Here is a 25,973-nt window from a genome sequence, read left to right on the forward strand (position 1 = left end):
TTTTATTCCTTTACTCGTCTTCCACTACGTATATTTCACCATCGTAAATTCCCTGCACGGTAAGCTTTTGACTCGCTAACGCCTGCAAGTAATCAATATGAGCTTGCTCAATTTTTTGTCCCGGTACAATCAGTGGGATCCCAGGAGGATACGGCGTGATTAAACCAGCGGCAGTACGCCCTACACTATTTTGCCACGCTATTGCCTCGCGCTTGCTAAAAAACGCTTTCGAAGGTAAATCGTCCAAATGAATGGGTGGTATATCAGCTGGCAGAGGGCTTTTGCTTTTACGCTTACTTAAGTTTACGGCACCATCGTCTAAACGCTTTAACGCATTGTATAGTCTTACTATCTTAGAGCGCATGCCGCCCAGCGTTAACAACACCAAGATTGTACTGTGCGTAAACTTTTCTATTTCAAGACCCACTTCGTCCATTAAGAATCGATGAATTTCTTGGTTGGAATAATCCAATGCGGAAACATCAATGAGGATTTTAAGTGGATCATGACCAATGTTATCGCTTTCGAAGTGCGAGAACATTGTGGCAAAATCTTGTGGACTTAACACCCGCAAACGCTTGAATTTAGCCATTTGGGCTTTTAACTCAGCCACATTGCTCAACAACTCATTGAGAATTTTATACCCTTCCATCTCTAACTGTTGACGACAGACGTCTAACGAAGCAATGAGTTGATACTTTGGCGAAGTACTGGTGTGTATTGCGAAGACCTCTTTAAAGAAGTCTTTGTCGAAGTCAGGATCATTGACATGAATGAATGACGCCTGAGAAAACGCAGAAACTACTTTGTGCGCTGAATGCGTGATGTAATCAGCGCCAGCCGCAATAGCTGAATAATCACGCAATGCTGGGTGAAATAGCGAATATGCAAACCAGGCTTCGTCAATGAAAACCTTAATACCATGTTCATGCGCAAGTTGAACCACTTGCTTTAAGTCGGTGAGCAAACCATCGTACGTACAACCGGTAAGAACAATGAGTTTTGCATCAGTATTTTGCTCTATAAGGTTTTTAATTTGTGCCATGCGCGGCGGTGAAAAAATACCATACTCTGGGTTAAACACACTGTCGAGATACACTGGCATTGCGCGCGCTTGAATAATGCCGTAGTGCACAGATTTGTGACAATTGCGATCGGCTATAACTTTATCACCCTCTCGCAGCAACGTTTGCAGAATTATTTTATTCGACGTTGAAGAACCGTTAGTGACAAAGTAAGAATGACGCACTTCAAATGTATTTGCCACAGCAGCCTGCGCTTTACCAATAGCATGTGTGCCGTCAGATAGTGATCCCAATGAGTCCACACTCACCGAAAGGTCACTGACAAACACGTTGCGTCCAAAGAAGCGGTAAAAATCGCTGATGTAAGGAGAGTTTCTAAAGCTCGCACCGCCGCTGTGCCCTGGTGTATGCCAAGAGTCGTTTGCTTCTACAACATAATCTTTGTACTCAGTCCAAAACGGTGTTTCATTTCTATCATCAAAGTCATTAATGATGTAACCCAGTATAGATTCTGGGTCTGAGATAATGTCATTGCGATAAAAGAATGACTCTATACCGTTGGCCTGATTAACGATGTCCAGTCCTTTAACCGCATCACCCAATACATAAACCGGTAGCTCAGGGCGTATTCGTTTGATGGCATCAATCACACGAGCGTTGTTTTGAATAACAGCACCTTTGTCGTCAGAGTCAGCAACCTGACTAACGAGTTCGTGTTCTTTTGCTACCACGTCCCAGCTAAACACAACCGCTTGAATGTCTCCGTCGTCACGCACAAACTGTAACGCTTTGGCTACCGCATTTGCCTCTATCAGACTTATTTCTACATCATCACGATCAAAATACGTGATGGTATTGCTAATACTTGTGGTGATTTGCTCAAGCAAATCAGCGGCATCTTCTATAACAAGAATTTTCAAATGAGGGCGCATCAAACATCCGTGATTAGTTACTTAGCGCATGGCGCTAACGTGGTTACCAAAATTAGAGTGTAACGCTGAATTTCATGTTGTGTGAAGTTTTCATTTGCTCTATCACCATTATAAATCGCACTTTATTACTTTCTCGAAGTGGGCATTTTACGTTGTGTATAGGTATGATAGTGGCCCTTTTGAGATTTGCCCTTTGTCACTTACTGAAATGGAGCTAAAACACAACATGGCTTTCGATTTAAAAATAGAAAATGATATTGCTGTAATTACCTTTGACGACGGAAAGGTAAATGCGGTTGGCTTCACGCTAATAGAACAACTTAACAACGCATTAGATGAGGCCGAACAAAAAGCGAATGCCGTGGTGCTTCACGGCGGTGAAGGTAAGTTCTGTGGTGGCTTCGATTTGTCGGTAATGAAAGCTGATGACAAAAGCAAACAGCTTGAACTTGTTCAAGCTGGCGCTGACCTTATCGTTCGCCTATACAGCTTTCCATTACCTGTGGTGGTTGCAGCAGAGGGTCATAGTATCGCGATGGGTGCCATTTTATTAATGGCAGCAGATTTGCGCATTGGTAAAGATGCAGACACCAAATACGGCCTTAATGAAACCGCAATTGGTATGGTATTGCCTCCTTTTGGTATGGAGCTAGCAAAAGCAAGACTTGCCAATACATGCCAAACAGAAGCGCTGTTATTCTCTCGTATTTATGACGGTAAAGAAGCGGTCAAAGCAGGCTTTCTGGATGCAGCCGTACCGCAAGACCAAGTACTGGCAACGGCGCTAGGTTATGCAGACAAGCTTAAGATGCTGCCACGTCAGGCTTTTGCAGAATCTAAGATGCAGTTAAGGAAAGCCACTCTCGCTAACATGAAAGGCTAGCTTTAATTGAAATAGCGCGCTAAGCCATAGCAGGCAAAACCGAAGAGGCCTTTGCCATCTTAGCCTAGCGTGCTGTCATAACACCCTTAAAACACGCCTTTAAAACACACTTTAGTGTCGAATGGGGCCACAACGCTGTTCAATGTCTTGCTTCAATTTATTGCGAAGCCCCATCTCAAACGCCACTTCCGCTAGTACAAACAAGGGACCAATTGCCAACCCCATAATGTCGTCAACGAAAGCAGGCTTTTTTCCTTCAAAGTGATGGCCCACGAATTGAAGCGCCCAACCACCCACAAAAATACCTAGCGACACAGATAACCAAGAGATAACACCAAGCGCGGCAACTGATTGAGCAAAGTACACCATAACGGCGGTAATTAAGGCCATTACTGAACCCAGTTTTTTATCGAGCTTAAAATAAAATAGATTTCCAATAACCCATACTGCTATAGCGGGGCTCACTATAGTCTCGCCCAAAAGCGGTACATCCGTTAAAAACGCAGGCTTACTTAAAAGACAAAACACCGAAAAGACAATAAGTGGTATACCCGCATAGTGGGTATATATATTTCTCTGATCTCTATGATAATGGCCGTATTCGCCGAGGTATTGCTCTAATGTCTTCATAAGTTGTTACCACTTTTCACATATTGAGCAATAAGTGTATGTCTGCTTTTGCACTTAAACTGTCGCCTAAAAGACATTTCACCATTTTTGAAAACACATTAATTCTCACCAAGCAAAATAGTTAGACTCCGAACTATTTTTCGGTTTTTACTTGGGTAACCAAAATCCTTGATGACAATATCTTATTTACCGCAAAATTTAACACTAGCCGCAAAACCAAAAAACAACCTTTTAAAATCAACAAACTACATTAAATACAAGATTAAAAAAAGCGTTCCATATATCAGTTAGTAAACTTATCAAGTTGAAAAATTAGTTAGAGCACTATACAATTTATTTTTATTGAACAGCCAATCAAAATAAATTAATCAAATATTAAATGATTTTGACAGACTAAGTGCTTAACTTTTAAACACATATTCATGAAACCGTAGTGTTTGTTGTGTTTATAGAAAGTATCTCAGTGATTTTAAGTTAACAGCGTTAGGAGTTTTACATGGCATTACCGACTTATCAGAATTTCATTCATGGCAAGCCGTTGGCAAATAAAAACGGAGAAACCTTCGCTGTTACTAACCCCGCAACAGCAGAGGTGATTTATCACGTCGAAATTGCTGATGAGTTCATTCAACAACAGGCAATAGAGAGTGCGAAACAGGGCTTTGCTGCTTGGTCTGCCATGATGCCTGTTGAGCGTATGCGTATTCTTAATAAGGCGGTTGCGTTGTTGAGAAGTCGTAACGACGAACTCGCTAAATTAGAAGTGCTAGACACGGGTAAGCCTATTCAAGAAGCAGACTGCGTTGATATTGAAACGGGTGCCGATGTTATTGAGTACTACGCAGGTCTCGCGCCAACACAATTAGGAACACAGCAAGGTGTGGGCGGTGACTTCTTTTATACGCGAAAAGAGCCGCTAGGTATTTGCGCTGGTATTGGCGCTTGGAACTACCCCATTCAAATAGCTTGTTGGAAATCAGGCCCTGCATTGGCGGCAGGCAATGCATTTATATTCAAGCCTTCTGAAGAAACGCCAATGGGCGCTATGAAACTTGCAGAGATATTCATAGAAGCAGGTGTTCCTGCTGGTGTATTTAACGTAGTCCACGGCGCTGCAGAAGTGGGTCAATGGCTAACCTCACACCCTGACATTGAAAAAATCTCGTTTACCGGTGAAGTCGGTACTGGCAAGAAGGTTATGCAAAGTGCTGCAGCGACAAACCTAAAAGACGTTACCATGGAGCTTGGCGGTAAATCGCCATTGCTCGTCTTTGAAGATGCCAAAATTAGTCAGGCGGTAAGTGCCGCGATGCTAGGCAACTTCTACACCCAAGGCGAAATTTGCACAAACTGTACGCGCGTTTACGTACAACGTTCTGTATATCAAAGATTTATCGATGAGCTAAAAACACGTACCGAAGCGAACATCATCATTGGTGATCCCCTTGACCCCAACGTCAATATGGGGGCTCTGATCTCACAAAAGCACCAAGAGTTGGTACTAAATTATATCGATAAAGGTAAACAGGAAGGTGCCACATTACTTACTGGCGGACACGCAGTTTCACCTGAATCAGCCCCGAACGGGTTCTTCGTCGCCCCTACTATCTTTACTGACTGTACGGATGACATGACCATTGTTAAAGAAGAGATATTTGGCCCCGTCATGAGCGTACTCGTCTTTGATGACGAAGATGAAGTGATAACACGTGCAAACAACACAACACTTGGGCTTGCCGCTGGAGTATTTAGTCAAAATATTCAACGTGCACACCGCGTCATTCATCAGCTTCAAGCGGGAATTTGTTGGATTAATGCTTACGGTAACTCACCTGCTGAAATGCCAGTTGGAGGCTATAAACAGTCCGGTATTGGCCGAGAAAACGGCGTAGAAACACTCAACAGCTATACCCAGACGAAGTCAGTCTATGTCGGTATGGTTGATATTGAGAGCCCGTTTTAAGGAGTAGTTTTACTAATGACATCACAAACATTTAATTACATCATTGTAGGTGCGGGCTCTGCGGGGTGCGTACTGGCAAACCGTTTATCCGAAAACCCTAAGCATAGCGTACTGCTATTAGAGACGGGTGGTTCAGATAAAAGTATCTTCATAAAGATGCCCACTGCTTTGTCTATTCCAATGAACACCGACAAGTACGCATGGCAATTTCACACTGAAGAAGAGCCCTACCTTAATAACCGAAAAATGCACTGCCCTAGAGGTAAAGTGTTGGGAGGTTCGTCTTCAATCAACGGCATGGTTTATGTTCGAGGGCATGCAAAAGATTTTGACGAGTGGGAAGCCCACGGCGCTAAAGATTGGAACTACCAAGCTTGTTTACCCTACTTTCAAAAAGCCGAAAGTTGGTACAAAGGAAATGATGCCTATCGCGGCGGTAACGGTGAAATAGGCGTTAACAACGGTAATGAAATGAAAAACCCGCTTTACACTGCTTTTGTAAAGGCAGGCGAGCAGGCTGGTTACGACATTACTGCTGATTACAACGGTCGCCAACAAGAAGGCTTCGGCCCCATGCATATGACGGTAAAAAATGGTGTTAGAAGTTCAACCAGCCGTGAATATCTCGACCCCGTAAAATCGCGTAAGAATTTAACTGTAGTAACAGGCGCACTCGTGACCAAAGTGCTTCTTGAAGACAAAAAAGCTACTGGCGTTGAGTACCAAGTAAAAGGAAAGACGCATAACGCAATATCAGGTAAAGAGGTAATCTTAAGCGCAGGTTCTATTGGTTCTCCCCATATACTGCAACTTTCAGGTATAGGAGAAACTCATGCCCTTAATGCTGCTGGGATAGAGGTCAAACACCACTTGCCTGGTGTTGGACAAAACTTGCAAGACCACTTGGAGTTTTACTTCCAGTACAAATGTAAACAACCTATTACCCTTAATCGCAAGTTGGGGCTTATTTCAAAAGGGCTTATTGGGGCTCGTTGGTTGCTTAATCGCTCAGGGCTAGGTGCGACCAATCATTTTGAGTCATGTGCATTTATCCGTTCAAAGCCTCAGGTCGAATGGCCTGATATTCAATATCATTTTTTGCCGGCAGCAATTCGCTATGACGGTAAGTCGGCGTTTGACGGCGATGGATTCCAAGTGCACGTAGGCCATAACAAGCCTAAGAGTCGCGGTAGCGTAACCATTCAATCATCAGATCCTAAAGTGCCGCCAAAGATAGTGTTTAATTATCTACAGCATAAAGAGGATATCGAAGGATTCCGCGCCTGTGTGCGTCTGACTCGCGAAATAATTTCGCAATCGGCATTTGATGATTTTCGCGATGGTGAAATTCAGCCTGGAGAGCACATTCAAAGCGACGAAGAAATAGATGCGTTTGTTCGTGATGCCGTAGAAAGTGCATACCACCCGTCTTGTTCTTGCAAGATGGGAGAAGACGATATGGCGGTGGTAGATTCTGATACCAAGGTTCATGGTATTAAAGGCCTAAGAGTTGTCGATTCATCTATATTCCCAACCATTCCAAATGGCAATCTAAATGCCCCCACCATTATGGTAGCGGAAAAAGCAGCAGATATTATCTTGGGAAAGCCGAGGCTGCCTGAGCAAAACGTCAGTGTTGGACTAAACGCCAATTGGCAGACCGCGCAGCGTTAGGAAATAAAACGTGAAACACCATTAAAGTCGAGCATTTACACCAGTGTTCTACCTACCGGGTAGGTCACCCTGTGCAGTGTATTATCGTGCGATTAGCAAGGTAATTTGGGCACAATGTTTATAACTAAAAAAAGGAAAAAACATGTTACATTTTTATCAATATTGGGAGGGTGATAATGACAGTATGGCTTAGTGCAGGCATTATTTTCACTCTACTTTCTGTGGCCTATATTTTGTTTAAATGGGGCAATGTGAAAGTGGTTGGCGTTATGCCAGTGAGAACCCTTACCTTTATTGCTATCCTCTTTACCTCAGGTTTAGACGTGGGCTTAATTATGTTCCCACTGACTGAATTTGCCGGTTATGCTGACATAAGCGCAAGCCCCGAATACGCATTTACCAACCCGTTGGCTATAGAATTTGGCTTCTGGGGGTTCTTAATTTGGGGGTTTTACTTTTTAACTTGTTTTTATTTCTGCGTAATCGAGCCAAAGGTGAAGTTTTTCGAGCTTCCAGCAGTAAAGTTCGTTAACAACGTTGTGATCATTGGCACCTGTGCATTTACGGCCTTTCTATTACTCTCTAACTTGCCTTGGTACTTGCCCAGCGTAGGCGATGGTGAGTCAATTGTGCCGACGTTCTACGCCATTGTTTTTGCTGCTATTGCGTTTGCTGTGTATTCAAGTACCAGTATCAAGTTTGTTCGCATACTGAGTATTACCACAACATGGGTTTTTATCGCACTAATTGCAGGTATGTGGGCAGGCGCTTTCATATTTGGCGAAAGTAAGATGGCAAGTTACTTTGCAAACTTAGGGTTAATCGGCGGCTACTTTGCCAATATCGATAAATTTGTACTACCGATTAATGAATATCATGAGTTTTATCTATTCTGGTGGTTTAGCTGGAGCATTATGATTGGCCAGTTTACATCGCGCTTTGTCGGTGGCCTTAAAACCTATCAGGTACTAATTGCAATGATGGTGATACCGTCTATCCCAATTGCCGCATGGTTCTCAGTGCTTTACCACTACCACAGTGCGGGTATTTCAACAGATGGTTTGGTTAACTTTGCCATGGTATTTGTCGGTATTGTATTTGTGATCAATTCACTCGATTCACTCATTCGCCTTTACACCGACAATTTAAATATTACGGTAGAACGCATCGGTCGTGCCAACTACCTTGCATTAAACATTGTCGCTCTTTCGATGCTAACGTTATTGTTCAAGCTAGACTTCTTGCAAATTCAATGGGTCGGCGCTCTCGTCATCGCCCTGTTCTTTGGCTGCTTTGGCTATATTCTCAGCCAAAAATATAAGTCGGTCATGGCGATAAAAGCATCGCCTAAAGAAAACAAAATCGATTTCACGAAGATCGAAAATCTGAACTAACTTCACGCTTTTTCCTTTGCATACATCATGGCTTGCGAAAGCAAGCCGTGTGTTTGCTCGCGTGCGATTTGTAATAACTAACGAAAAAATAAAGACAAAAGGTTTTTATAAAATGAACAAAACATATTCAATTATTGCTGCACTTGCTGCGCTTTTCACATTCCCCACATATGCCAATTGGAGTGCTACTGTATCTGGCGTATCAGATTACACCTTCAATGGTGTTAGCCAAACCCAAAATGATCCCGCTTTGCAAGTAGGCATAGACAAAGCATTTGATAGTGGATTATATGCAGGTACATGGGCATCAAATGTCGATTTTGGTGGTGACACAAATCTTGAGTGGGACTTTTACGTTGGTAGCTACCAAATGCTCACTGAAACCGTCAGTGTTGACTACGGCATTGCCTATTACTCTTATCACGGCGCAAGCGATTCAAGCGACGGAAACTATCCTGAGCTTTATACCAAGTTTGGTTATGCCAGTGATTATGGCGCATCAGAGCTAAACTTTTGGTACACGTGGGACTACTTTGGTACCGGCGCAAAGCATGCTATCGCAATGGTTGCACATACATTTCAGCTAGCAGAAAACCATGCATTGCGTGCAAGTTTTGATGTATCAAACTCTCTCGATAGCGATAAGTGGCTATGGCAAGACAATGAAACGTCGTTTTATCACTACCGCTTGGCCTATCAAACCAGTTACTTGGGCTTCAACATAGAAATTGCGGCAGAAAATACCAATCTAGACTACAACACGGCTGACGAGAGAGTTGTGTTCGGCATTTCAAAAACGTTCGGGTTTTAGACTATACATCTCGTCTGGCTACACGTTTAGCGTTACCGCTTTCCAAGCGATGCGTTACGTGTAGCCTTTATGGCTCTCCCTACAACCAAGCCTTACAAACACCAAGATGTCGACAATATCAGCACAATAAAGTAAATAAATACTAACAAACTCATTATTAATGGTATTTTGTCGACAAAATATCATTAAAGAGGCAAGCGTTTGAACCTTTACGACATTACAGGTGCGGTTAATACCGCATTTATATTCATAAGCCTTATAGGTGTATTTTCACAGTTAAGGAAAATATGGCGAAGAAAAAATACGGATAATGGTTTGCATCCCACCGAGCTTTTATCTTTAAACCAATTTACTGTGAGCTTCTTGGCTTATTTGTCTTTCTTCGTGTATGGATACTCAATAGAGCCTTTTAATCACTACATTGTTTGGCCTAGGCTAATCGCCTCTTTGCTGGTTTTATGCATCATTATGGAAATCATGATGGATAGGAAATCGGCCAGGTCGATAGTCAGCTTTGTGCTGTCCGCGAGCGGTCTCTTACTTGCTGTTATTGGTCTTTTTTACGGTGAATCCATATCTGATAAAGGAAAGGTAATATCCACCTCTATTATATTGTGTGTTTCAGTGTTAATCGCGCAGGGCTATTTTCATCAAATCAGGCTTATTTATAAATCGGGGCGCACAGGAGCGGTAGACTTAAAAATGAGTCAATTCATTTTTATGATGGACATATCAACAATTGCTTTTGCGCTAACCATGGGGTTTTCAAAAGGTTGGCCCCTCTTAGTATTAGCCGTGACAAGTGGAATAACTAAGCTGGTCATCATGTATTTGTTCAAGTGGGTAGCAGTGAGCCCTATTGCAGCAAAGCACAGAAATGCGCGCTTTTCTTAAGCGCGCATTTTTCTCAACGACAGGCGCTAAAAACGCCATGCCACAAACCGGCTAAGCTTGTTCCCCTGCCCCATTTCAACAATGTCGAATTCTGAGGCATGGTGATAGCGAATACTGGTTTCAAGAGGTTTGAGGTGCGCACTTTTTGAAACCAAACAGGTAAACCAACCTACCTGAGTTTTGTACTGAGTGCTTTCTTCTATCATCCGCTGTATAAAAGCGAGTTCACCGCCGTTGCACCACAACTCATTCGCCTGACCTGCAAAGTTAAGGTTAGCGGTGGCTTTACCTATTGCGCTAGACTGTCCACCCCGCTTGCTCACGTTGCGCTTAAGGTTTTTTGTTTTTCGCCGCGTGCCCGATAACGCATCTTCCTGCGATTTGTGAAACGGTGGGTTGCACATCGTAAAGGTAAAGTAGTCGTCGTCTTTTATCACACCTTTGAATATGTAGTCGGAACTAGCCTGTTTGCGCACACTAAAGCGCTCAGATAAGTGCGCATTTTTCTTGGCAATTCGACTCGCATTTACAAACGCGACTTCATCGATATCACTTCCCACAAACTCCCATTGATAGCTACTTACACCTATTATTGGATAAATAGCATTGGCCCCAACACCAATGTCGAGCCCCCTTACCGAGTTTGTTTTTTGGGGCGGCTTTGCCACCAATAAATCGGCAATTGCGTGAATGTAATCAGCACGCCCCGGCACCGGTGGGCAAAGGTAGCCTTTTGGTACTTCCCAAAAATCGACCTTGTAATAGTGCTTGAGCATAGCCGCGTTCAGTGCCATTACGGCATTAGGATCGGCAAAATTTATGCTTTTGTTCCCGCTTTTAGCATTAACAACAAAAGGGATTAGCGCGGGAAATGACTGACAAAGTGCCGCCATTGGGTAACCATTTTTATGGAGGTTTCTTACGTGCATGAGAGATTGTGAAATCTTGTATTTAGTTGAAGTAAGACCGCTACCCTTTAAGGCGCTGTGCGAGGTACATAGACTGAACATTATCATCTAGCAATTGTGCACCTGCCCCATGCGCGGCCATTTTGTCATCGCTATTGTACAGCTTACACCGCTCTAGTGACAAACAACCACAACCGATACAGCCCTGCAGCGACGTTTTTAAGCTAGTAAGCGCTGCTATTCTTTGTTCAATATGTTGGTTGAATGTTTCACTAAGCGCTATCCAATCCTTTTGCGTGGGGGTTCTGTTATTTGGCAAAGACGATAACAACGTCTTTATCTGTGCAAGTGAATAGCCCATATTCTGTGCAATAAGAATAAATGAAATACGTCTTATGACCGAACGGGGGAAAACGCGGTTTCCTCCCTCGGTACGTACCGACGGGATCAACCCTTCATTGGCATAGTAACGAATGAGCGAAACGGCATTACCTGTCCGCTTCGCAATGAAGCCGATACTGACTAGCGGTTCTGGTGACATAAAAAATCCCAATCAGCACTTGATCTAAAGTTAGCTTTAGATATTAAGCTGGTTTTCGTTAACTATCTACTTAAAGGGGTAAATAATGAAAAATGCATATCTAGAACACGCCAATATTACCGTTACTGATCCTGATGCACTGGCACAGCTACTTTGCACGTTGTTTGAATGGAAGATTCGGTGGCAAGGCGGTGCAAAAAATGAGGGGTATAGCGTGCATGTTGGCGATGACAATGCCTATCTTGCTTTGTATAAACCTGTAAAACTAAATGCTATTGTTAGTGACTACAAAACACTTGCCAACGTTAACCACATTGGCGTGGTGGTAGCTGATCTTGATGCTGTAGAGGCTAAAATACTTTCCATGGGCATCGATACATTCAGCCATGGCGACTATGAACCGGGACGACGCTTTTATTTTATGGCACAAAATAATATTGAAATTGAAGTGGTAAGCTACACGTAGCATTTATTAGAACGATACACTTGGGCGTGCTTATTAGAAGGCACGCTTTCACACCAGGGGCGATTGGCGCTAATAAGGCATTGCAATGGCGTATTTTTGATACAGTGCAGGTATAGTGCCTTGTTGGTTAAGCAACGCTACCTGTGCATCAAAATGACGTTTGAGCGCTTTGCCTTTACTATTTCTTGCGAAAGACCAAAAAAGCTCAAAGTCACCCACTTCTGCAGACTGAAATTCACCATTGCGAATTCCCTCACTGAAAACACGATTAATCAGAATTTCGGTGTCCACATAAAAATCAACTTTGCCTTGTCTTAGTAGTGCCAAGCCTTGCTCAACACTCTTCACTTCAATGCCAGACGCGCTGTTAGGTAATGCAACATAAAAAATTACATCATCGTATCCCGCTCGGTATGCACCTAGCATTTGTTGGATGTCGCCACGATCAAGTGTTTCACGACTTACGAGCAGAATTTTTTCACTCAAAACAGGCTTGTCAGACTGATAGAAAGCATTGTTTTTAGGCATTCCTCCCGTCATGTCAATTTCTTCCTGCGTCAAATGCTTTAAGGAACGCTTCCATGGGAAGTAACTCACTTCGAGCTCAAATTGCGGCAAAGGAAAAATTTGTCTCATCAGCTCGTGGTAGAAGCCAGTACCATCGTAATCAGTAAACCCTTCCCACTGATCAGTTCCCCATTTCACCGTAGTGGCTCCCTCTGCCCTAACAAACGCAGATAAAAAAAGTAATAAGAGCGCAAAATACTTCATGAAACCGTTTCACCAAACCATGACAAGTGTTACAAAAAAGATAATATCAATCTTACCGCGATATAGATCAACTCAAATGCGGTAGACGCCTGTCAACGCACTTAGCGTTTAATATATGGACCTAGTGTTAATATAGGGGCTTTTTTATACGGGCTGTATTAGTCATTAGTCAATGCACAAGGAATAATCAATGCTAAGTAAACTATTTCCCATTGCCATGCTCGCCGTGTTTTCGATTTGTACTGTTAGCGCTGCCCCCATTTTAAGCATGCAAGAAAGAAGCGAGCTAATTGATCGCATTACAAAACAGCGTTTCGAGCAGGTGCTTCCTGACATAATGAAACGAGAAAACATTGATATGTGGATCGTTATGTCTAGGGAATACAATGAAGATCCTGTCCTTAAGACTATGCTTCCCTCTACTTGGCTGTCAGCAAGGCGCCATACTATGCTTGTCATTTATCGCCCCCAAGACAGCCGTGCGCTTGAGACACTTGCCGTTGCACGTTATGCCGTTGGCGATATATTTGAAAAAGCATGGGATAAGGAAGCGCAGCCTGATCAGTGGCAAGCACTGGTAGAAATTATTAAACAACGTAACCCCAAGCGCATTGCTATTAATACGTCGAAGGAGTTTGCGCTAGCAGATGGCATGAGTTCAACAGAATACGCAAACTTAATGACTGCTTTGCCTGACACCTTTGCATCAAGAGTTGTGACTGGTGAAAAACTGGCTATCGGCTGGTTAGAAACACGTAGTGAACTGGAAATGCAACACTATCCAATACTCACTCAAATTGGCCACGACCTTATAGCAAAAGCGTTTTCTAACGACGTGATAACACCAAACATTACCACCACAGATGACGTGGTGTGGTGGCTTAGAGATCAAACTCTCGAACTTGGACTCACAAACTGGTTTCACCCTACCGTTTCAATACAACGCGCTGATGACGAAAAATTTGACCAGATAAAAGCATTTAGTAAGCGTCCGGGCGAAAATGTGATTCGACCTGGTGACCTACTTCATGTTGATTTCGGCATTACTTATCTTCGGCTTAACACTGACCAGCAACAACATGCTTACGTTCTAAGAGAAGGCGAAACTGATGCACCCGAGGATTTAAAGAGAGCTTTAGCTACTGCCAATCGTCTACAAGACATTTTAACCAGCAACTTTAAACTTGGGCGAACAGGTAATGCCATTTTAAAAATGTCCAGAGAACAAGCAATAGAAGAAGGCATTACACCATCAATTTATACTCACCCGTTGGGATTACACGGTCATGCTGCAGGCCCAACAATAGGAATGTGGGATGCGCAAGAAGGTGTGCCTGTTCAGGGCGACTACCCTATGTATGGTCAAACGGTATATTCAATAGAATTAAATGCAGCTAGCGTAGTTAATGCGTGGAATAAAGAAATTCGAATTATGCTAGAAGAAGATGCGTTTTTTGACGGGCGTGAAGTGGTGTATTTGGATGGAAGGCAAAAGGCCTTTCACTTGATTAACGCTTCAAAGCAGTGAATTGAGTAAAGTGTCAGGCCTTTCGCTTTCTTAAGCGAAAGGCCATGAAACTGTACAATGTTGTAAGCAATAATTTGCTTAGTGCTTACTCTGCGTTAGAGCGCACGATGACATTTTCAGCACTGTACTGACGTACAAAGTCTGAAATGTCTTGATGGTTACAAATAATATTTTCACCTTCTAGGCCATACTTAACTAAAGCAGCATCTTTACCGATAGTAAGTGCTTCTAGACAAGCTTGTGACGCAGCGTCTTGATTTTTAGCAACCAATGCAACCGTTTTTGCATTCTCAGTTACTTCATTGTTTTTATACATATAAGCAAACGTACGTAATGACTCACCATTACAACGTACAGATGCACTAAATTCTTCTGCGTTAAAACCGCTGTTGCGGATAAAGCGCAATGCTGGACCAAAACCTTCTTCAGCAGCCGTTAAACACGCTTGTGTTTCGATATTATTGTTTACAGGCTTAAGACGAACATCTTTAGCAAAAGATTGAGTTGCAGCAACAGAAAGTGTTAAAGCAATGGCGAATGTAGACAGTTTCATTTTTGAATTCCTATTTTGTAACTAAATTAGATATCACCTCAGTGATGTGTACATTATGAACAAAAATTTCAATAAATAAAGCATTTTTCGTAATTTAATTACAAAAAATACGAAACAAACAGTCAGATCACGACAAAACTGAAAGTTATTTACAAAAATAATGTAATTTTATCTAAAAATTTACAAATAAGACGAATTCATGACAGCCCTTGCCGTCGTATTCACTGTTAGAATGGAAAAAGTGATAAGAAAAAAAGATGATTTGGATACCATGACCTTACAAAATAAGGTCATGGATCCAATTAAGAGAAGGCAACTGTTGCTCTGGTTGGTAAAACAGACGATTCAATCTACCCAGTAAGTTCACAGAGCGCGTAGGATCGTGTGCTTTTACTCTGTGCTCACTCTCTGTCAACATGAACTCCCAAGGCTGCAGGTTCAATGCATCAATTTCGTTTTGAGTAACCCCCAGTGACGCTAGCGTCGAGAGGATTCGCTCGGTTTTGCTTTCAGTGCTAGGAATAATATCGCTTGTATAAAGGTCTTCTAGCGGCGCATTAATTGCCTCTAATGTATGGTTGATGGCATGCCATACAGCGTCGTGGTCAAACTGCCAATCGCGCGGCGCATAGTACCCTTCTACTTCCCACTCGAATTCTGCGTTGTTAATGGCAATTGAGCTTTCAGCTTCGGGGGAATATGACAAATCTGGCTTAGCACCAATATTGTAAGCATCGACACTCATTGCCACACATATTATTAGGTCACCACATTCTTTGTGGGTATACAGCGCTTCAAATGCAGCTCTTTTCACCCCCATCCAGCCATGGACTTTAGACGGCTTCTCGACAAAATGTCGCACATCATTAGGGAGGTCCTCACCGTATAAATCAATAAGTAATGGGAGCGGATTTTGATCTGGTGCTTCATCAGGCATCCAGACTTCATACTCCAAGCGGTTATCGGCTTTACCTCGACTTTTGATCCCGTAAGATAAATTTACCGGCCGACAGATACTTCTATCTTCGTCTACTCGGTGAAAATATTCAGAGCGCATCCGTTTTATAAATGGTGCATCTAAGCCCGCTAGTGCCGCCGTAGGGTAGCGATAACCAATCTCACTATTTTCAACCATGTGCAGTGTTTCAATGGCCTGTACAAGCTTGCTTTTGAGACCCGCAAGAGTATTGACACTAGGTAACACGATACTGCGTTCAGGCTCAATGGTCAGTCGCGCACCATCTTCGGTAATAAACTTTGGTGTTTTGTGAAATTCGTAGTCTTGAAAGCCAAGATGTTGTACTGCTTCATTTCTGTAGTGACACAGTTCACTGAACAAAGCAGAGTGATTACGTATGTGCTTAAATAGCGGTCTGTTTTTACTCATAAATACCGTTTACTTCCCTACATTTACGCCAGCTTAATTGTCATGCACCTAGCTCTTATGCACTTAACCATGCAAGAATTGATACCAAATTTGACTACCTACGTCATCGTAGTGCTTCACCAATGCGCGGTATTGCTCTCGAAGACTTGCGTTCACGAGAGGAGCGGGTAGTAATGGGTCAAAAACCAAGTCATGAATTGCGTTATCTCCCACTTCGTAAGAAGCAATGAGTGCATCTTCAAGGGGCATCGTTGAAAGGCTATCAAGGGATTGTTGCAATTCGTCGATACCTTCCCGGTAGTGCTTTTCCAAGCGTTCGCCATGCCACAATTTACACGCTTTCTGCTGAATACGTTGCTCAAAGTCACAAGCGCTAAATACGAGGGCCTCTTTCGATAAACCTACTGTAAGTAGCTTCTGCCTGATTTCATTTACACTCGCTTTCATATTGTTTGGTCTGACGTACATGTCATTGACCAATCTCTGCATGCCAAAAAGCTTTAAGGCGCGTGTATTGTGACGTTGCTGCTTTTTATCACTTTTAGCCAACATCGACGTTTGAACAACAATCCAATCGTTGTGCCACGAGGTCAACAGCGATTCTGCGTTTCGCCACTGGTTTATTTCACCCGCAAACTGCTTACCCTTTTGCCCTAATTGATAGTAGCCTCTTTCCACCAGCGACAGTAAATTAGCACTGTGCAAACGGTTAAGAGTAACGCGAACATTATTTTCCGAAATACCAAACAATGCCCCTACTCTTACAGCAGTTGCTGCATTCATTTGAATATCGTCTCTTGAGCCCAGCAGTTTAAGGAGCAATTTACGCGCTACCGGCTTTTTCACTTTATCTGTAGTCATGTTTTTGTCGAATTCACCTACATGTGATTTTTGCTTATTGTGCGTGTGGCACTTACCTGAGTTTGCACTATCGCTACCATAATACACGAGCAGCTGATACGTCCTATCAAACACTTTCTAATAACCTTCTACCAATCTCAACATTACTTTGTTTGATTAAATAAAATATTATATGTAATGTTTCTATATCGCCTTGCACTAAGTGAACATGTTATGACTGAACAAAACCGTTTTGAAACCCACACCGTTGACAACCAACCTCAGGTAATGCCTCCCTATAGTCTTTGGGAAAAAGACGGTCTGCTACAGCATTTCACTTGTCTTTTTCTGCCTAATGAGAAATCGTCTATGCTGTCACCGCTGTCCACCTATGGCGCCGTAACAGGTGAGTCATTAATGGAACATGGAGAATTGGCGAATAAAAACAAACCTGTATTCTCACCTTTTGATCGCTACGGCAGGCGAATAGATAACGTAGATTTTCACCCGAGCTATCATGCGCTTTTGCAATCTGCCATGGAGAATGGCGCGCACAATTATTCTTGGCGCAATGAAGGTCAAGCTGGCTCACATATTGTGCGCGCGGCACTTATGTACATGCATTATCAAGCTGAGGCGGGTACGTCATGCCCACTCACAATGACCCATGCTGCGGTACCTGCATTGCGCCATGCAAAAGAACTTCCTGAATACTGGCTAGAAAAGCTCATCTATGGCACCTATGATAATCGAGAGCTTCCCGCAAAAGATAAAGCGGGAATCACCCTAGGTATGGGGATGACGGAAAAACAAGGTGGTTCAGATGTGCGTCGCAACACCACTACGGCGACAAAACAAGATGATGGCAGTTATCGCGTTGTCGGTCATAAGTTTTTCTTTTCCGCTCCTATGTGTGATGGACACTTAATTCTGGCACAAGCTGAACGTGGATTAAGTTGCTTCTTGTTACCTCGGCGACTGGAAAATGGCACATTAAATAACGTTAGAATTCAGCGCTTGAAAGACAAACTTGGTGACTGGAGTAATGCCTCTTCTGAAGTTGAATTTCAGGACGCCACAGCATATTTGGTTGGACAAGAAGGGCGCGGTGTTCCCGTTATCATCGATATGGTGTCGCTAACACGACTAGATTGTATGATTGGCTCTTCAGCACTCATGCGTCAGTCGCTGGTACAAGCAATGCACCATGTTAGCCATAGAGACGCCTTCGGCAATACGCTTATTAATCAACCTTTAATGCGCAATGTATTAGCAGATCTTAGTTTAGAGTGCGCAGCTGCTACCGCACTTACTATGCGTGTCGCTAAAGCAGTAGATGACGCGCCGAATAATGAACAAGAAGCCGCGTTTGCACGAATTGCGACTGCTATTGGAAAATACTGGATTTGTAAGCGTACTCCTGCCTTTGTAAACGAGGCTCAGGAGTGCTTGGGCGGCATTGGCTACGTTGAAGAAAACCCTTTGCCTCGATATTACCGCCAAGCACCACTTAATTCGATTTGGGAAGGTAGCGGCAACGTGCAGTGCTTAGATGTGCTACGCACCATTGCTAAAGAGCCTAATGCGAAAAACGCCCTATTTAATGAATTAAAGCAACAAGTAGGAAAGAACAAATACTTTGATTTACATTTTGCAAAGCTGTATGACGCTTTTTCAGCCACTGGCGATATGGAATTGCGAAGCCGACATATTACCGAACAGGCAGCATTAGCGTTACAAGGCGCTGTGTTGCTGAGTGATGACACCAACCCGCTAGCACAAGCGTTTTGTAATGCGCGTTTAAGTAACGCCTGCGGATTAACATTTGGCACGTTAGCGCGCGACACCAATTTTGACGACATTATAGCGTTTGCGAGCATAATGGCTTAGGGTCTTTAGGAATTGAAGCAGTTAACGTGTAGCGCTCTTATCTGGCACGACAACATTTGCGTGCCAAAACTGTTCTTGCTTTTGATAGATGGGACTACTCAAAATAACGGGTAACGCCTTGTTTATTCTGGAAACTGCCTCTTCGCCCCACGCATTGTTTGTACATCCTATTGCACCCGATATTCCCTTGCTGGATAGCTCAGTCGTTTCATAGTACACCAACGCTTTCTCGCCCTGTGTTAAGTTATGAAATTTCAAAATAGAGGGGTACTCAAGGGTGTAATCTATTCTTCCCAGTGCAATTTGTTCAAGTACTCGTACTGTAGCGTTCTCACCAGTAAGTTCGGCAAAATGGCTTGTGTTACTGACTTTATCGACATATTGCTGCAGCACATCAGGATAACGTCGCGCTAGCGGCTTTCCCATTCTAAGCGTTAACGCGTTGGCAAGATCTGACAATGATATTCTACCATCCGCCCTTAAATACGGCGCGAGGACATCAGGTAGCCCGATAATTCCTAAAGGCGCATGAACAACCGTCTCATCAGTGTAAAGCCATACCTCACTATCTTCTCTTTTTATAAGGCACGGAAAACACAAATTTTGCTTTTGCTTCGATAGCATTCTAATTCGATTCTGAGGCATCAGAATAGTCTCATGCGCTACCTCTGGCATTTGCGCACTAAGTGCATCAATGAGCACATCGCACATACCTGAATTTTCGTATTCACCCTCGATAATGTGAAAAGGAGGGGCGTCATTAATGGCCCATGTAATTGTGAATCCATTCTCTTGTGCCTGTGGCAACCTTGAAAAGAAAAGTGCGCAGATAAGAAGAAGCATTACCGCAGCCATTCGCACGCTAGACACCTCCACTATATGTAATACCAATTAACCGCGTTCTCCCCTAAACCTAGTGCAAAGATCGCAATAAACAAACCTATCACCAATAATTTATTTGATTTACTCTGCAAACCATTAGACGCAAATGGGCGTTTAAGTAAACTGATAAAGTAATGCCTGCACCAGCTTAAGGATAAAATACACAATGACTTTACGCATTCTGTTCATAGTAATTACGGCACTGCTTACCGTAGCCTGTGCGTCTAATAAACCTCAAGTTAATGTAGACGAACAACAAAACTTTGCCGATATAGAAACCTTTTTCGTTAAACCGCCACTTAACGCGGTAAACCAAGTACTTCAAAATCATTTAGAAAATAAAATTACTCAGCATCTTGTGTTAAAAGGGCTTACTCCTGCTACAGAGGATGACGCAGATATAAGCGTTGGTTATCTTCCCTCTACAGCTACAAAAGATGATGGAACAACCCTCAATCTAGGATTGGGAACGGGTAGCTATGGTCGCTCCGGTGGAATTTCACTTGGCAGCATATTTAGTATTCCCGTGGGTGAGCAAGTGTCGTTTTATCAAGGTCTGGAAATTGACATCGTTAAGGAGGGCAAGTTTATCTACAGTGCATCCGGCAGTGTTGAACTTGAGTCAAAAGACAGTATCAGCGTACAGGCTAAACTCGATGAACTTGTCGAGCAACTGTTGGAACAATATCCCACTAGACGATAAATATAAAAGATAGATTTAGAGGGATGACGCGCGAAAAATATCTGTGGCGCAATATTTGCTGCTGTAATGACATGTTGAACTTACAGCGCTATTGCGCCGTTAACACAGAACGCCTAAATGGACGCCACTTACCAAAATTTATCTCGCTTAAATACCGCTTCAAGACCGTCTCTTGTCGACTATATGAACGACTCAGCGGGGAATACCAACGCTTTACAGGCTGTGGTAGAGAAGGCTAAAAAAGCCGATGAACTACAAGGCTCCTTCAACGATTTCCACGCTCAATTGGGCACTGACAAAACGGCGCAGCTATTGGAAAGTATCGAAAAGGGCGAAGCTCCCTTAGACGGCAATGCCATTGCAAACTATCTGAACTTTAACAGGCAAAAACTTGCCACAGAGTTAAGTAATCTAGCCCGGTCGCTGGGTCTTGACGACAACGAGACTATAAATATAGAAAGCGATAATCTCGCATTGCAAGGTATCAATTCTGAGAAACTTGAGCGCTATTTGGAAAAAGATACTCGCCTGTCGTCTTTGATTTCGCAAACCGCCAAATTGTCTTCCTTCAGTGAGTGGTCAAAAGCGACTGAGTACGCCAAGTCACTTCAAGAAAATGGCGATGCAGAAAATGCCATACAACAATTTTTAACCGATGCCAGAAAAGTAGTGACAAGCGAAAACTCGCTCTCTTTCAACAGGGATGGTTTTGTGTTTGAAAGCGATAAGCGAACCGAATCACTCATCGAGAAGTATGAAGAGAAGCGCACCTAAGATACTTACCGAATGAGCGGAATTCGATGTACAGCCAAACCCATTAGGTAAATCTTATCAGTTATCACTGAAAATTAAGGAATTCGACAAGAAATAGCGCTATGCTTGGCAACATGAAGATGTTAGAAAAAGTGCAATGACAGCGCCTCAGCCGCTTTCTGTTCAACAGAACTTAACTATTCGCTTATTACGCGTTTTGAGATACAACAAAGCGCGCATTGAGCGTGCCTTGACACTTCTTCCTTTAGAACATCGCCCACTATTTCACGTACTGCCGTTCTTAGTGCATGTAAACCACGAACAACTGCCTGGCTACGTCGCCCCAAACGCTAAGGGTGAAGCAGTCCCCTTCGGTATTAACAATTACTCGTTTCGACCCGATGTGGAAAATGCGCTCATGCGCTGCTTCCCACAGCAGCAAAACCTGTTTGCCGATATAAAACAAATCTGGCCAAGGCAGCGCGCTATAGCTTCGCTCGTATTAATGGGAAGTATAGGCACTATTGCACAAACCGATGAATCGGATTTTGATTATTGGGTTTGTGTAGACGGCAGCCAATTCTCACCCGAAGCGCTCGATTTATTGCAGCAAAAACTATCGGCAATTGAAGCGTGGGCAGAACAGCAATTTAATATCGAGGTTCACTTTTTCCTGTCTGAAATCGGCAAAGTGAAACAAAACGATTTTGGTGTAGCCGATGGCGAGAGCGCAGGCTCAGCGCAAGCGTTATTTTTGAAGGCTGAATTTTACAGCACCAATATTGTGGTTGCCGGAAAAGCGCCTTTTTGGTGGCTAACGCCAGAGAAAACCAACGACAAGCAATACCAAGCACTCTACAGCAGTTTAGAGAAAGGCGGTTCCCCCGATGTTGATTGGTTCATGGATTTGGGCAACGTAGAGCGACTAGACGCTAGCGAGTTGTTCGGAGCAGCAATATGGCAATTGGGTAAAGCAATGGACTCGCCATTTAAGTCGCTGCTCAAGATGGCCAAATTAGAAGTTTATCTAGCAAATATTGAGCACGGACAGCCATTGTGTAATGTGTTGAAGAAGCACGTACACCATGGCAGTGAAGCGCCCGGACAAGTTGCTGATATCGACCCTTATGCATTTATGTTTGATGAGCTCATTGAACACTATAAATCCCACGGCCAACCCGAAGACATCTTGATTTTGCAGCAATGCTTGTATTTGAAATGCGCATGCCGCTTAAGCGAAACAATCGCTGAAAACGAAAAGCCCAACTTTAAGCGCAAAATTATGGCGTCTTATGCTAAGCGATGGGGTTGGAGCAGAAAACAGCTTTACTTGTTAGACAACCAACACGAATGGTCGTTTAGCGAGCGCGTGCAACTTAGCGCTCGTATTCATCGCTTTTTGTTGAAGTGCTATCGCCGTATTTCTAAACAACTTGGCGAATACAAACAAGCCATGGATGAAAAAGATATGACAGTGCTAGGCAGACGCCTTAGTACCTTCTATGGCAAGAAACAGCACAAAATAGAGTTTTTGCGACGCGCCTTTGACGAAAGCCTTTACTGCGAAAAAATCACCATTGCCATGAAGCAACAGAAAAATGGTACCGAGGTTTGGACAGCCTACGCGGGTGACTTACTTAGTAAATCGGGTATCATGGATGACGCACAGCGCATTACTCAAGCGTCAAATGCATTAGCACTGATGGTGTGGTGTGTATCCAGTAAAATAATTGATACCAACAGCAAGGTATACCTCGATTATAACTATGGCGAGATTAGTGAGCTCGACCTCAACGACTTATTAAAGCATCTGTGCGCATACTTCCCTCCGGTAAAAGTCTCTGCACTGCCAAGAGAGGACTTACTCGCCCCCGAGCGCATAACCGCTTGTTTAGCTATGGTGAACTTTCCAACCCTACGTCAAAAAGCATCTGTTGAACATGTAAGTGTGCTCTACACAACCTCCTGGGGTGAAACCTTCCTAAAACATGGCAACGATGTCCTTGATGATCTGTGGTACGAATTACGCGAAGTTACCCCGCTACCTAAGTGCTATGTAATGGTGCCACGAGGTAATCAACAAGCGCGCATTCTTGGCGAATTTATTGAAGAAAACGACTTAAATTTTACTGTGCTCTAGACCTTACTTCTGCCCCTCCCCACACTTGTTTATTAAATAAACAACAAATTACTTGCAAAATATAATTACAGATGTAATCTTAATCTTAAGACTACAGTTGTAATCATATATAGTGGTGAGTAACAATGACGAGTAACACGCAAAAAAGCGATATCTCCAACGCTGAGTTTGAAGTGCTTGATGTACTTTGGGATGACAGCCCTGCAACATCAAATCAAGTTGTAGAACGCTTGAACAAGCGCAAAGACTGGCACGAGAAAACAGTAAAGACACTACTGGGAAGACTCGTTAAAAAAGAAGTGGTTAGCTTTGAAAAGCAACAGCGCCAATACCTTTATTACCCTCTCATCGCTCGCGAAGATTACACCAAAAAAGAAACCAGCAGTTTTGTCAGTCGCTTATTTAAAGGAAAGATTGCGCCTATGGTAGCGGGTTTTGCCAATCAAAATGAGCTAACCAAACAAGATGTAAGCGAACTGAAAGCACTAATTGAGAAATGGGAAAAAGACAATGATTGATTGGCTTATCGCACAGCAGGGTGTGCTGTGTATCTCACTTGCCATGTTGGTGTTAACAGAACGCCACTTAACAGCGCGTTTAGGAACATTGTTGACTTACAAGTTATGGCTTCTTGTGCCTTTGTTACTTATTGCTAACAACCTTCCTGTCGACATGGTAGCAATAGAGTCAGCAGCATTTAGCCGTTATGTGGTTGGGGTAAGGCCTGATATCGTAAATCAAGATATCAATATTTTATTTAGTGTGTGGGCAGTTGGGGCAAGCACAATTGCGGCCTATGTTCTTGTGCATCACGTCACAACGTGGCGCTCAATTAGCAAGAGAAAGGCCATTAACACCGAAGCTTACTATTCAAGCAAAGCTGCTACACCTATGCTGTTTGGACTTTTTGCCCCTAAAGTGTTGCTACCCTATTGGTTTAAATCTGCATTCACACCGGCTCAGCAGGCTTTAATACTAGAGCATGAAAATGTGCATCGACAGCACTGTGATCATCTTTGGAACACACTGGCATTGGTACTTGCGGCCGTATTTTGGTTTAACCCATTATCATGGATTGCACTTAAGTCATTTCGTATAAATCAAGAACTCGCCTGTGATCACAGTGTATTACAAAGCAAAACTGAAAAAGAAAAAATTAACTACGCCAAAGCACTCGTGCAATGCGCACAGGAGTGCTCCACAACAATAACCCTGTACCCTACTTTTGGAGAAAAAAGTACTATGATGAAACGCTTACATGCAATAAAACAACCTGCCAGCGGCAGTAAGATAGTAGCCGTAGTCGCATTGACTATTGCGACCTTGTTTACCGCAAACACCGTATTAGCGAATGCCCCTCAGGCTGAAATGAAAAAAGCCAGTGCGAAAATAAATGAAGCCTATCCCACTAAGCGCATTGAGCCCATTTACCCTGATAAGGCTATTAAGGAAAACCTGGAAGGTTTTGTGGTACTAAAGTTTGATATTACTGAAACAGGCAGTACAGACAATATCAAAATAGTGAAGTCGTCACCTAAAGGGATTTTTGAAAAAAATGCCATTGCCGCATTTAAGCAATGGCAATACAAGCCCGCTATAAAAAACGGGAAAGCAATGAAACAAAGGGGTTTATTAGTACAACTTGATTTTAAGCTGGCCCCTTAAGCTGGTGTAAAAGTGCCTTCAATGTAGACCACGAATGCTATAGCCAATGGTTGTAAAATCGCGTGTAAAACGTTGAATGGTAGAAGAGAAAATACTAAAAGGAGCTGGTGCTCCTTTTAGTGTTTTTTCGAATTTACTTCTTTAGATGTGGTGCGCAGGTGTCGGCCACGTTGGACGCATTGAAAATTTCAATCCAATAACCGTCTGGATCTTTAATAAACGCTATACCTTTCATGGCGCCATCGTTAAGACCTTTTTGAAACTCTACGCCAAGCGATGAAAATCGCGCACATGCTGCTTCTGCATCCGGTACATGAAAGCCGATATGACCAAACCCTTTAGGTTCGCTATTGCCATTGTGATATTGCACCGTTTCGGGTGTATCCCCCCAATTGTGAGTCAACTCCAACATTGCAGGGCGTCCAAACGTTTGTTGCATGCGGGTATTGTCGTCTTCACTAATGTCAGAAAAGTCCTCACCCGCAGCTAAGAAATACAAACTAAACTGCATTTCTTCGAAATCTAAACGCTTGATGAGCGTCATGCCCATTACTCGCGTATAAAAATCTAACGAACGCTTAGGGTCAGCAATACGCAACATGGTTTGATTAAAAACATAACCATGGGTGGCATTGTCTTTTTCCTCGCATAATCCTTCAGCACTATCAAAATGTCGGCTCATTTAATCTGTCCTTTTCGTTGTTCACATTCGCACGCTACGAGCAAATCAAACAATTTTA

The 25,973-nt window shown here is 43.1% G+C and carries 24 protein-coding genes; 14 read left to right on the forward strand and 10 right to left on the reverse strand.

Translation table 11 applies throughout. The features are described from left to right. Positions 1-10: 10 nt before the first annotated feature. Positions 11-1,957 (reverse strand): aminotransferase class V-fold PLP-dependent enzyme, encoded by a 1,947-nt coding sequence (locus JN178_RS14315; protein WP_202262129.1) that lies wholly within the window; start codon positions 1,955-1,957, stop codon positions 11-13. Positions 1,958-2,183: 226 nt separating this feature from the next. Here JN178_RS14315 and JN178_RS14320 point away from each other — a divergent pair, with 226 nt between their 5' ends. After that, positions 2,184-2,840 carry a crotonase/enoyl-CoA hydratase family protein gene (locus JN178_RS14320; protein WP_202262130.1) on the forward strand — a complete coding sequence of 219 codons (657 nt, stop codon included), beginning with the start codon at positions 2,184-2,186 and terminating at the stop codon, positions 2,838-2,840. A 111-nt stretch (positions 2,841-2,951) separates the two neighbouring features. Here JN178_RS14320 and JN178_RS14325 read toward each other — a convergent pair whose 3' ends face one another. After that, on the reverse strand, positions 2,952-3,470 hold the full coding sequence (locus tag JN178_RS14325) for an Mpo1 family 2-hydroxy fatty acid dioxygenase (RefSeq protein ID WP_202262131.1): 519 nt from the start codon (positions 3,468-3,470) through the stop codon (positions 2,952-2,954). Between the two features lie 496 nt (positions 3,471-3,966). On the opposite strand from JN178_RS14325, the gene betB reads away from it, so the two are divergent. The 5 genes from betB to JN178_RS14350 all read left to right on the forward strand — a co-directional run bounded on the left by betB (position 3,967) and on the right by JN178_RS14350 (position 10,206). Continuing rightward, complete coding sequence (gene betB / locus JN178_RS14330; protein ID WP_202262132.1) at positions 3,967-5,433, forward strand: betaine-aldehyde dehydrogenase; 1,467 nt, start codon at positions 3,967-3,969, stop codon at positions 5,431-5,433. A gap of 15 nt (positions 5,434-5,448) precedes the next feature. Beyond that, positions 5,449-7,107: a choline dehydrogenase gene (gene betA / locus JN178_RS14335; RefSeq protein WP_202262133.1), complete on the forward strand. Its 1,659-nt coding sequence runs from the start codon at positions 5,449-5,451 to the stop codon at positions 7,105-7,107. A gap of 176 nt (positions 7,108-7,283) precedes the next feature. After that, a complete protein-coding gene (locus JN178_RS14340) occupies positions 7,284-8,501 on the forward strand; it encodes a BCCT family transporter (RefSeq protein ID WP_202262134.1) in 1,218 nt (405 codons plus the stop codon). Positions 8,502-8,613: 112 nt separating this feature from the next. Next, positions 8,614-9,312 (forward strand): TorF family putative porin, encoded by a 699-nt coding sequence (locus JN178_RS14345; protein ID WP_202262135.1) that lies wholly within the window; start codon positions 8,614-8,616, stop codon positions 9,310-9,312. A 201-nt stretch (positions 9,313-9,513) separates the two neighbouring features. Beyond that, entirely contained in the window at positions 9,514-10,206 is a 693-nt protein-coding gene (locus JN178_RS14350; protein ID WP_202262136.1) for a hypothetical protein, read from the forward strand. A 26-nt stretch (positions 10,207-10,232) separates the two neighbouring features. On the opposite strand, the gene rlmF is transcribed toward JN178_RS14350, so the two are convergent. Both rlmF and soxR read right to left on the reverse strand, forming a co-directional pair. Further along, positions 10,233-11,135, reverse strand: coding sequence for a 23S rRNA (adenine(1618)-N(6))-methyltransferase RlmF (gene rlmF / locus JN178_RS14355; protein ID WP_202262137.1), 903 nt, complete (start codon positions 11,133-11,135; stop codon positions 10,233-10,235). 40 nt (positions 11,136-11,175) lie between these two features. After that, a complete protein-coding gene (gene soxR / locus JN178_RS14360; RefSeq protein ID WP_202262138.1) occupies positions 11,176-11,655 on the reverse strand; it encodes a redox-sensitive transcriptional activator SoxR in 480 nt (159 codons plus the stop codon). A gap of 85 nt (positions 11,656-11,740) precedes the next feature. Between soxR and JN178_RS14365 the strand changes: the two genes are divergently transcribed. Then, positions 11,741-12,121 carry a VOC family protein gene (locus JN178_RS14365; protein ID WP_202262139.1) on the forward strand — a complete coding sequence of 127 codons (381 nt, stop codon included), beginning with the start codon at positions 11,741-11,743 and terminating at the stop codon, positions 12,119-12,121. 69 nt (positions 12,122-12,190) lie between these two features. Here the strand turns inward: JN178_RS14365 and JN178_RS14370 are convergent, their stop codons facing one another. After that, positions 12,191-12,826, reverse strand: coding sequence for a transporter substrate-binding domain-containing protein (locus tag JN178_RS14370; RefSeq protein ID WP_202262140.1), 636 nt, complete (start codon positions 12,824-12,826; stop codon positions 12,191-12,193). Positions 12,827-13,109: 283 nt separating this feature from the next. Between JN178_RS14370 and JN178_RS14375 the strand changes: the two genes are divergently transcribed. Further along, positions 13,110-14,420, forward strand: a complete 1,311-nt coding sequence (locus JN178_RS14375; RefSeq protein WP_442859710.1) for a M24 family metallopeptidase — start codon at positions 13,110-13,112, stop codon at positions 14,418-14,420. Between the two features lie 85 nt (positions 14,421-14,505). On the opposite strand, the gene JN178_RS14380 is transcribed toward JN178_RS14375, so the two are convergent. The 3 genes from JN178_RS14380 to JN178_RS14390 form a co-directional block, all read right to left on the reverse strand. Continuing rightward, positions 14,506-14,973 carry a DUF3718 domain-containing protein gene (locus JN178_RS14380; protein ID WP_159627148.1) on the reverse strand — a complete coding sequence of 156 codons (468 nt, stop codon included), beginning with the start codon at positions 14,971-14,973 and terminating at the stop codon, positions 14,506-14,508. Between the two features lie 277 nt (positions 14,974-15,250). Next, complete coding sequence (locus JN178_RS14385) at positions 15,251-16,360, reverse strand: hypothetical protein (protein WP_202262142.1); 1,110 nt, start codon at positions 16,358-16,360, stop codon at positions 15,251-15,253. A gap of 63 nt (positions 16,361-16,423) precedes the next feature. Continuing rightward, positions 16,424-17,335 carry a PaaX family transcriptional regulator gene (locus tag JN178_RS14390; RefSeq protein ID WP_332460849.1) on the reverse strand — a complete coding sequence of 304 codons (912 nt, stop codon included), beginning with the start codon at positions 17,333-17,335 and terminating at the stop codon, positions 16,424-16,426. Positions 17,336-17,434: 99 nt separating this feature from the next. On the opposite strand from JN178_RS14390, the gene JN178_RS14395 reads away from it, so the two are divergent. Further along, complete coding sequence (locus tag JN178_RS14395; RefSeq protein ID WP_202262143.1) at positions 17,435-19,090, forward strand: acyl-CoA dehydrogenase family protein; 1,656 nt, start codon at positions 17,435-17,437, stop codon at positions 19,088-19,090. Positions 19,091-19,111: 21 nt separating this feature from the next. Here JN178_RS14395 and JN178_RS14400 read toward each other — a convergent pair whose 3' ends face one another. After that, complete coding sequence (locus tag JN178_RS14400; RefSeq protein ID WP_202262144.1) at positions 19,112-19,945, reverse strand: hypothetical protein; 834 nt, start codon at positions 19,943-19,945, stop codon at positions 19,112-19,114. Between the two features lie 193 nt (positions 19,946-20,138). On the opposite strand from JN178_RS14400, the gene JN178_RS14405 reads away from it, so the two are divergent. The 5 genes from JN178_RS14405 (at position 20,139) to JN178_RS14425 (ending at position 25,233) form a co-directional block, all read left to right on the forward strand. Beyond that, a complete protein-coding gene (locus JN178_RS14405) occupies positions 20,139-20,675 on the forward strand; it encodes a DUF4136 domain-containing protein (RefSeq protein WP_202262145.1) in 537 nt (178 codons plus the stop codon). Positions 20,676-20,792: 117 nt separating this feature from the next. Then, on the forward strand, positions 20,793-21,449 hold the full coding sequence (locus JN178_RS14410; protein ID WP_202262146.1) for a hypothetical protein: 657 nt from the start codon (positions 20,793-20,795) through the stop codon (positions 21,447-21,449). A gap of 136 nt (positions 21,450-21,585) precedes the next feature. Then, the gene (locus JN178_RS14415) at positions 21,586-23,568 is read left to right on the forward strand and encodes a class I adenylate cyclase (protein ID WP_202262147.1); all 1,983 of its coding nucleotides are present in this window, start codon (positions 21,586-21,588) and stop codon (positions 23,566-23,568) included. Between the two features lie 125 nt (positions 23,569-23,693). Further along, the gene (locus JN178_RS14420) at positions 23,694-24,086 is read left to right on the forward strand and encodes a BlaI/MecI/CopY family transcriptional regulator (RefSeq protein ID WP_202262148.1); all 393 of its coding nucleotides are present in this window, start codon (positions 23,694-23,696) and stop codon (positions 24,084-24,086) included. Beyond that, positions 24,079-25,233: a M56 family metallopeptidase gene (locus JN178_RS14425; protein WP_202262149.1), complete on the forward strand. Its 1,155-nt coding sequence runs from the start codon at positions 24,079-24,081 to the stop codon at positions 25,231-25,233. The genes JN178_RS14420 and JN178_RS14425 overlap by 8 nt, the downstream gene beginning before the upstream one ends. A gap of 133 nt (positions 25,234-25,366) precedes the next feature. Here JN178_RS14425 and gloA read toward each other — a convergent pair whose 3' ends face one another. Then, complete coding sequence (gene gloA, locus JN178_RS14430) at positions 25,367-25,915, reverse strand: lactoylglutathione lyase (protein WP_202262150.1); 549 nt, start codon at positions 25,913-25,915, stop codon at positions 25,367-25,369. Positions 25,916-25,973 lie beyond the last annotated feature (58 nt).

Source organism: Alteromonas sp. KC3 (assembly GCF_016756315.1).
Lineage (GTDB): Bacteria > Pseudomonadota > Gammaproteobacteria > Enterobacterales > Alteromonadaceae > Alteromonas.

What these genes read in the sequence shown, in the direction of transcription:
- JN178_RS14345 (WP_202262135.1), top strand. Translation starts at nt 8,614, where the DNA reads ATGAACAAAACATATTCAATTATTGCTGCACTTGCTGCGCTTTTCACA.
- JN178_RS14375 (WP_442859710.1), top strand. Translation starts at nt 13,110, where the DNA reads ATGCTCGCCGTGTTTTCGATTTGTACTGTTAGCGCTGCCCCCATTTTA.
- JN178_RS14420 (WP_202262148.1), top strand. Translation starts at nt 23,694, where the DNA reads ATGACGAGTAACACGCAAAAAAGCGATATCTCCAACGCTGAGTTTGAA.
- JN178_RS14325 (WP_202262131.1), bottom strand. Translation starts at nt 3,470, where the DNA reads ATGAAGACATTAGAGCAATACCTCGGCGAATACGGCCATTATCATAGA.
- JN178_RS14385 (WP_202262142.1), bottom strand. Translation starts at nt 16,360, where the DNA reads ATGAGTAAAAACAGACCGCTATTTAAGCACATACGTAATCACTCTGCT.
- JN178_RS14415 (WP_202262147.1), top strand. Translation starts at nt 21,586, where the DNA reads ATGACAGCGCCTCAGCCGCTTTCTGTTCAACAGAACTTAACTATTCGC.
- betB (WP_202262132.1), top strand. Translation starts at nt 3,967, where the DNA reads ATGGCATTACCGACTTATCAGAATTTCATTCATGGCAAGCCGTTGGCA.
- gloA (WP_202262150.1), bottom strand. Translation starts at nt 25,915, where the DNA reads ATGAGCCGACATTTTGATAGTGCTGAAGGATTATGCGAGGAAAAAGAC.
- JN178_RS14365 (WP_202262139.1), top strand. Translation starts at nt 11,741, where the DNA reads ATGAAAAATGCATATCTAGAACACGCCAATATTACCGTTACTGATCCT.
- JN178_RS14380 (WP_159627148.1), bottom strand. Translation starts at nt 14,973, where the DNA reads ATGAAACTGTCTACATTCGCCATTGCTTTAACACTTTCTGTTGCTGCA.
- JN178_RS14340 (WP_202262134.1), top strand. Translation starts at nt 7,284, where the DNA reads ATGACAGTATGGCTTAGTGCAGGCATTATTTTCACTCTACTTTCTGTG.
- JN178_RS14395 (WP_202262143.1), top strand. Translation starts at nt 17,435, where the DNA reads ATGACTGAACAAAACCGTTTTGAAACCCACACCGTTGACAACCAACCT.
- rlmF (WP_202262137.1), bottom strand. Translation starts at nt 11,135, where the DNA reads ATGCACGTAAGAAACCTCCATAAAAATGGTTACCCAATGGCGGCACTT.
- betA (WP_202262133.1), top strand. Translation starts at nt 5,449, where the DNA reads ATGACATCACAAACATTTAATTACATCATTGTAGGTGCGGGCTCTGCG.
- JN178_RS14320 (WP_202262130.1), top strand. Translation starts at nt 2,184, where the DNA reads ATGGCTTTCGATTTAAAAATAGAAAATGATATTGCTGTAATTACCTTT.
- JN178_RS14425 (WP_202262149.1), top strand. Translation starts at nt 24,079, where the DNA reads ATGATTGATTGGCTTATCGCACAGCAGGGTGTGCTGTGTATCTCACTT.
- JN178_RS14410 (WP_202262146.1), top strand. Translation starts at nt 20,793, where the DNA reads ATGGACGCCACTTACCAAAATTTATCTCGCTTAAATACCGCTTCAAGA.
- soxR (WP_202262138.1), bottom strand. Translation starts at nt 11,655, where the DNA reads ATGTCACCAGAACCGCTAGTCAGTATCGGCTTCATTGCGAAGCGGACA.
- JN178_RS14400 (WP_202262144.1), bottom strand. Translation starts at nt 19,945, where the DNA reads ATGGCTGCGGTAATGCTTCTTCTTATCTGCGCACTTTTCTTTTCAAGG.
- JN178_RS14315 (WP_202262129.1), bottom strand. Translation starts at nt 1,957, where the DNA reads ATGCGCCCTCATTTGAAAATTCTTGTTATAGAAGATGCCGCTGATTTG.
- JN178_RS14405 (WP_202262145.1), top strand. Translation starts at nt 20,139, where the DNA reads ATGACTTTACGCATTCTGTTCATAGTAATTACGGCACTGCTTACCGTA.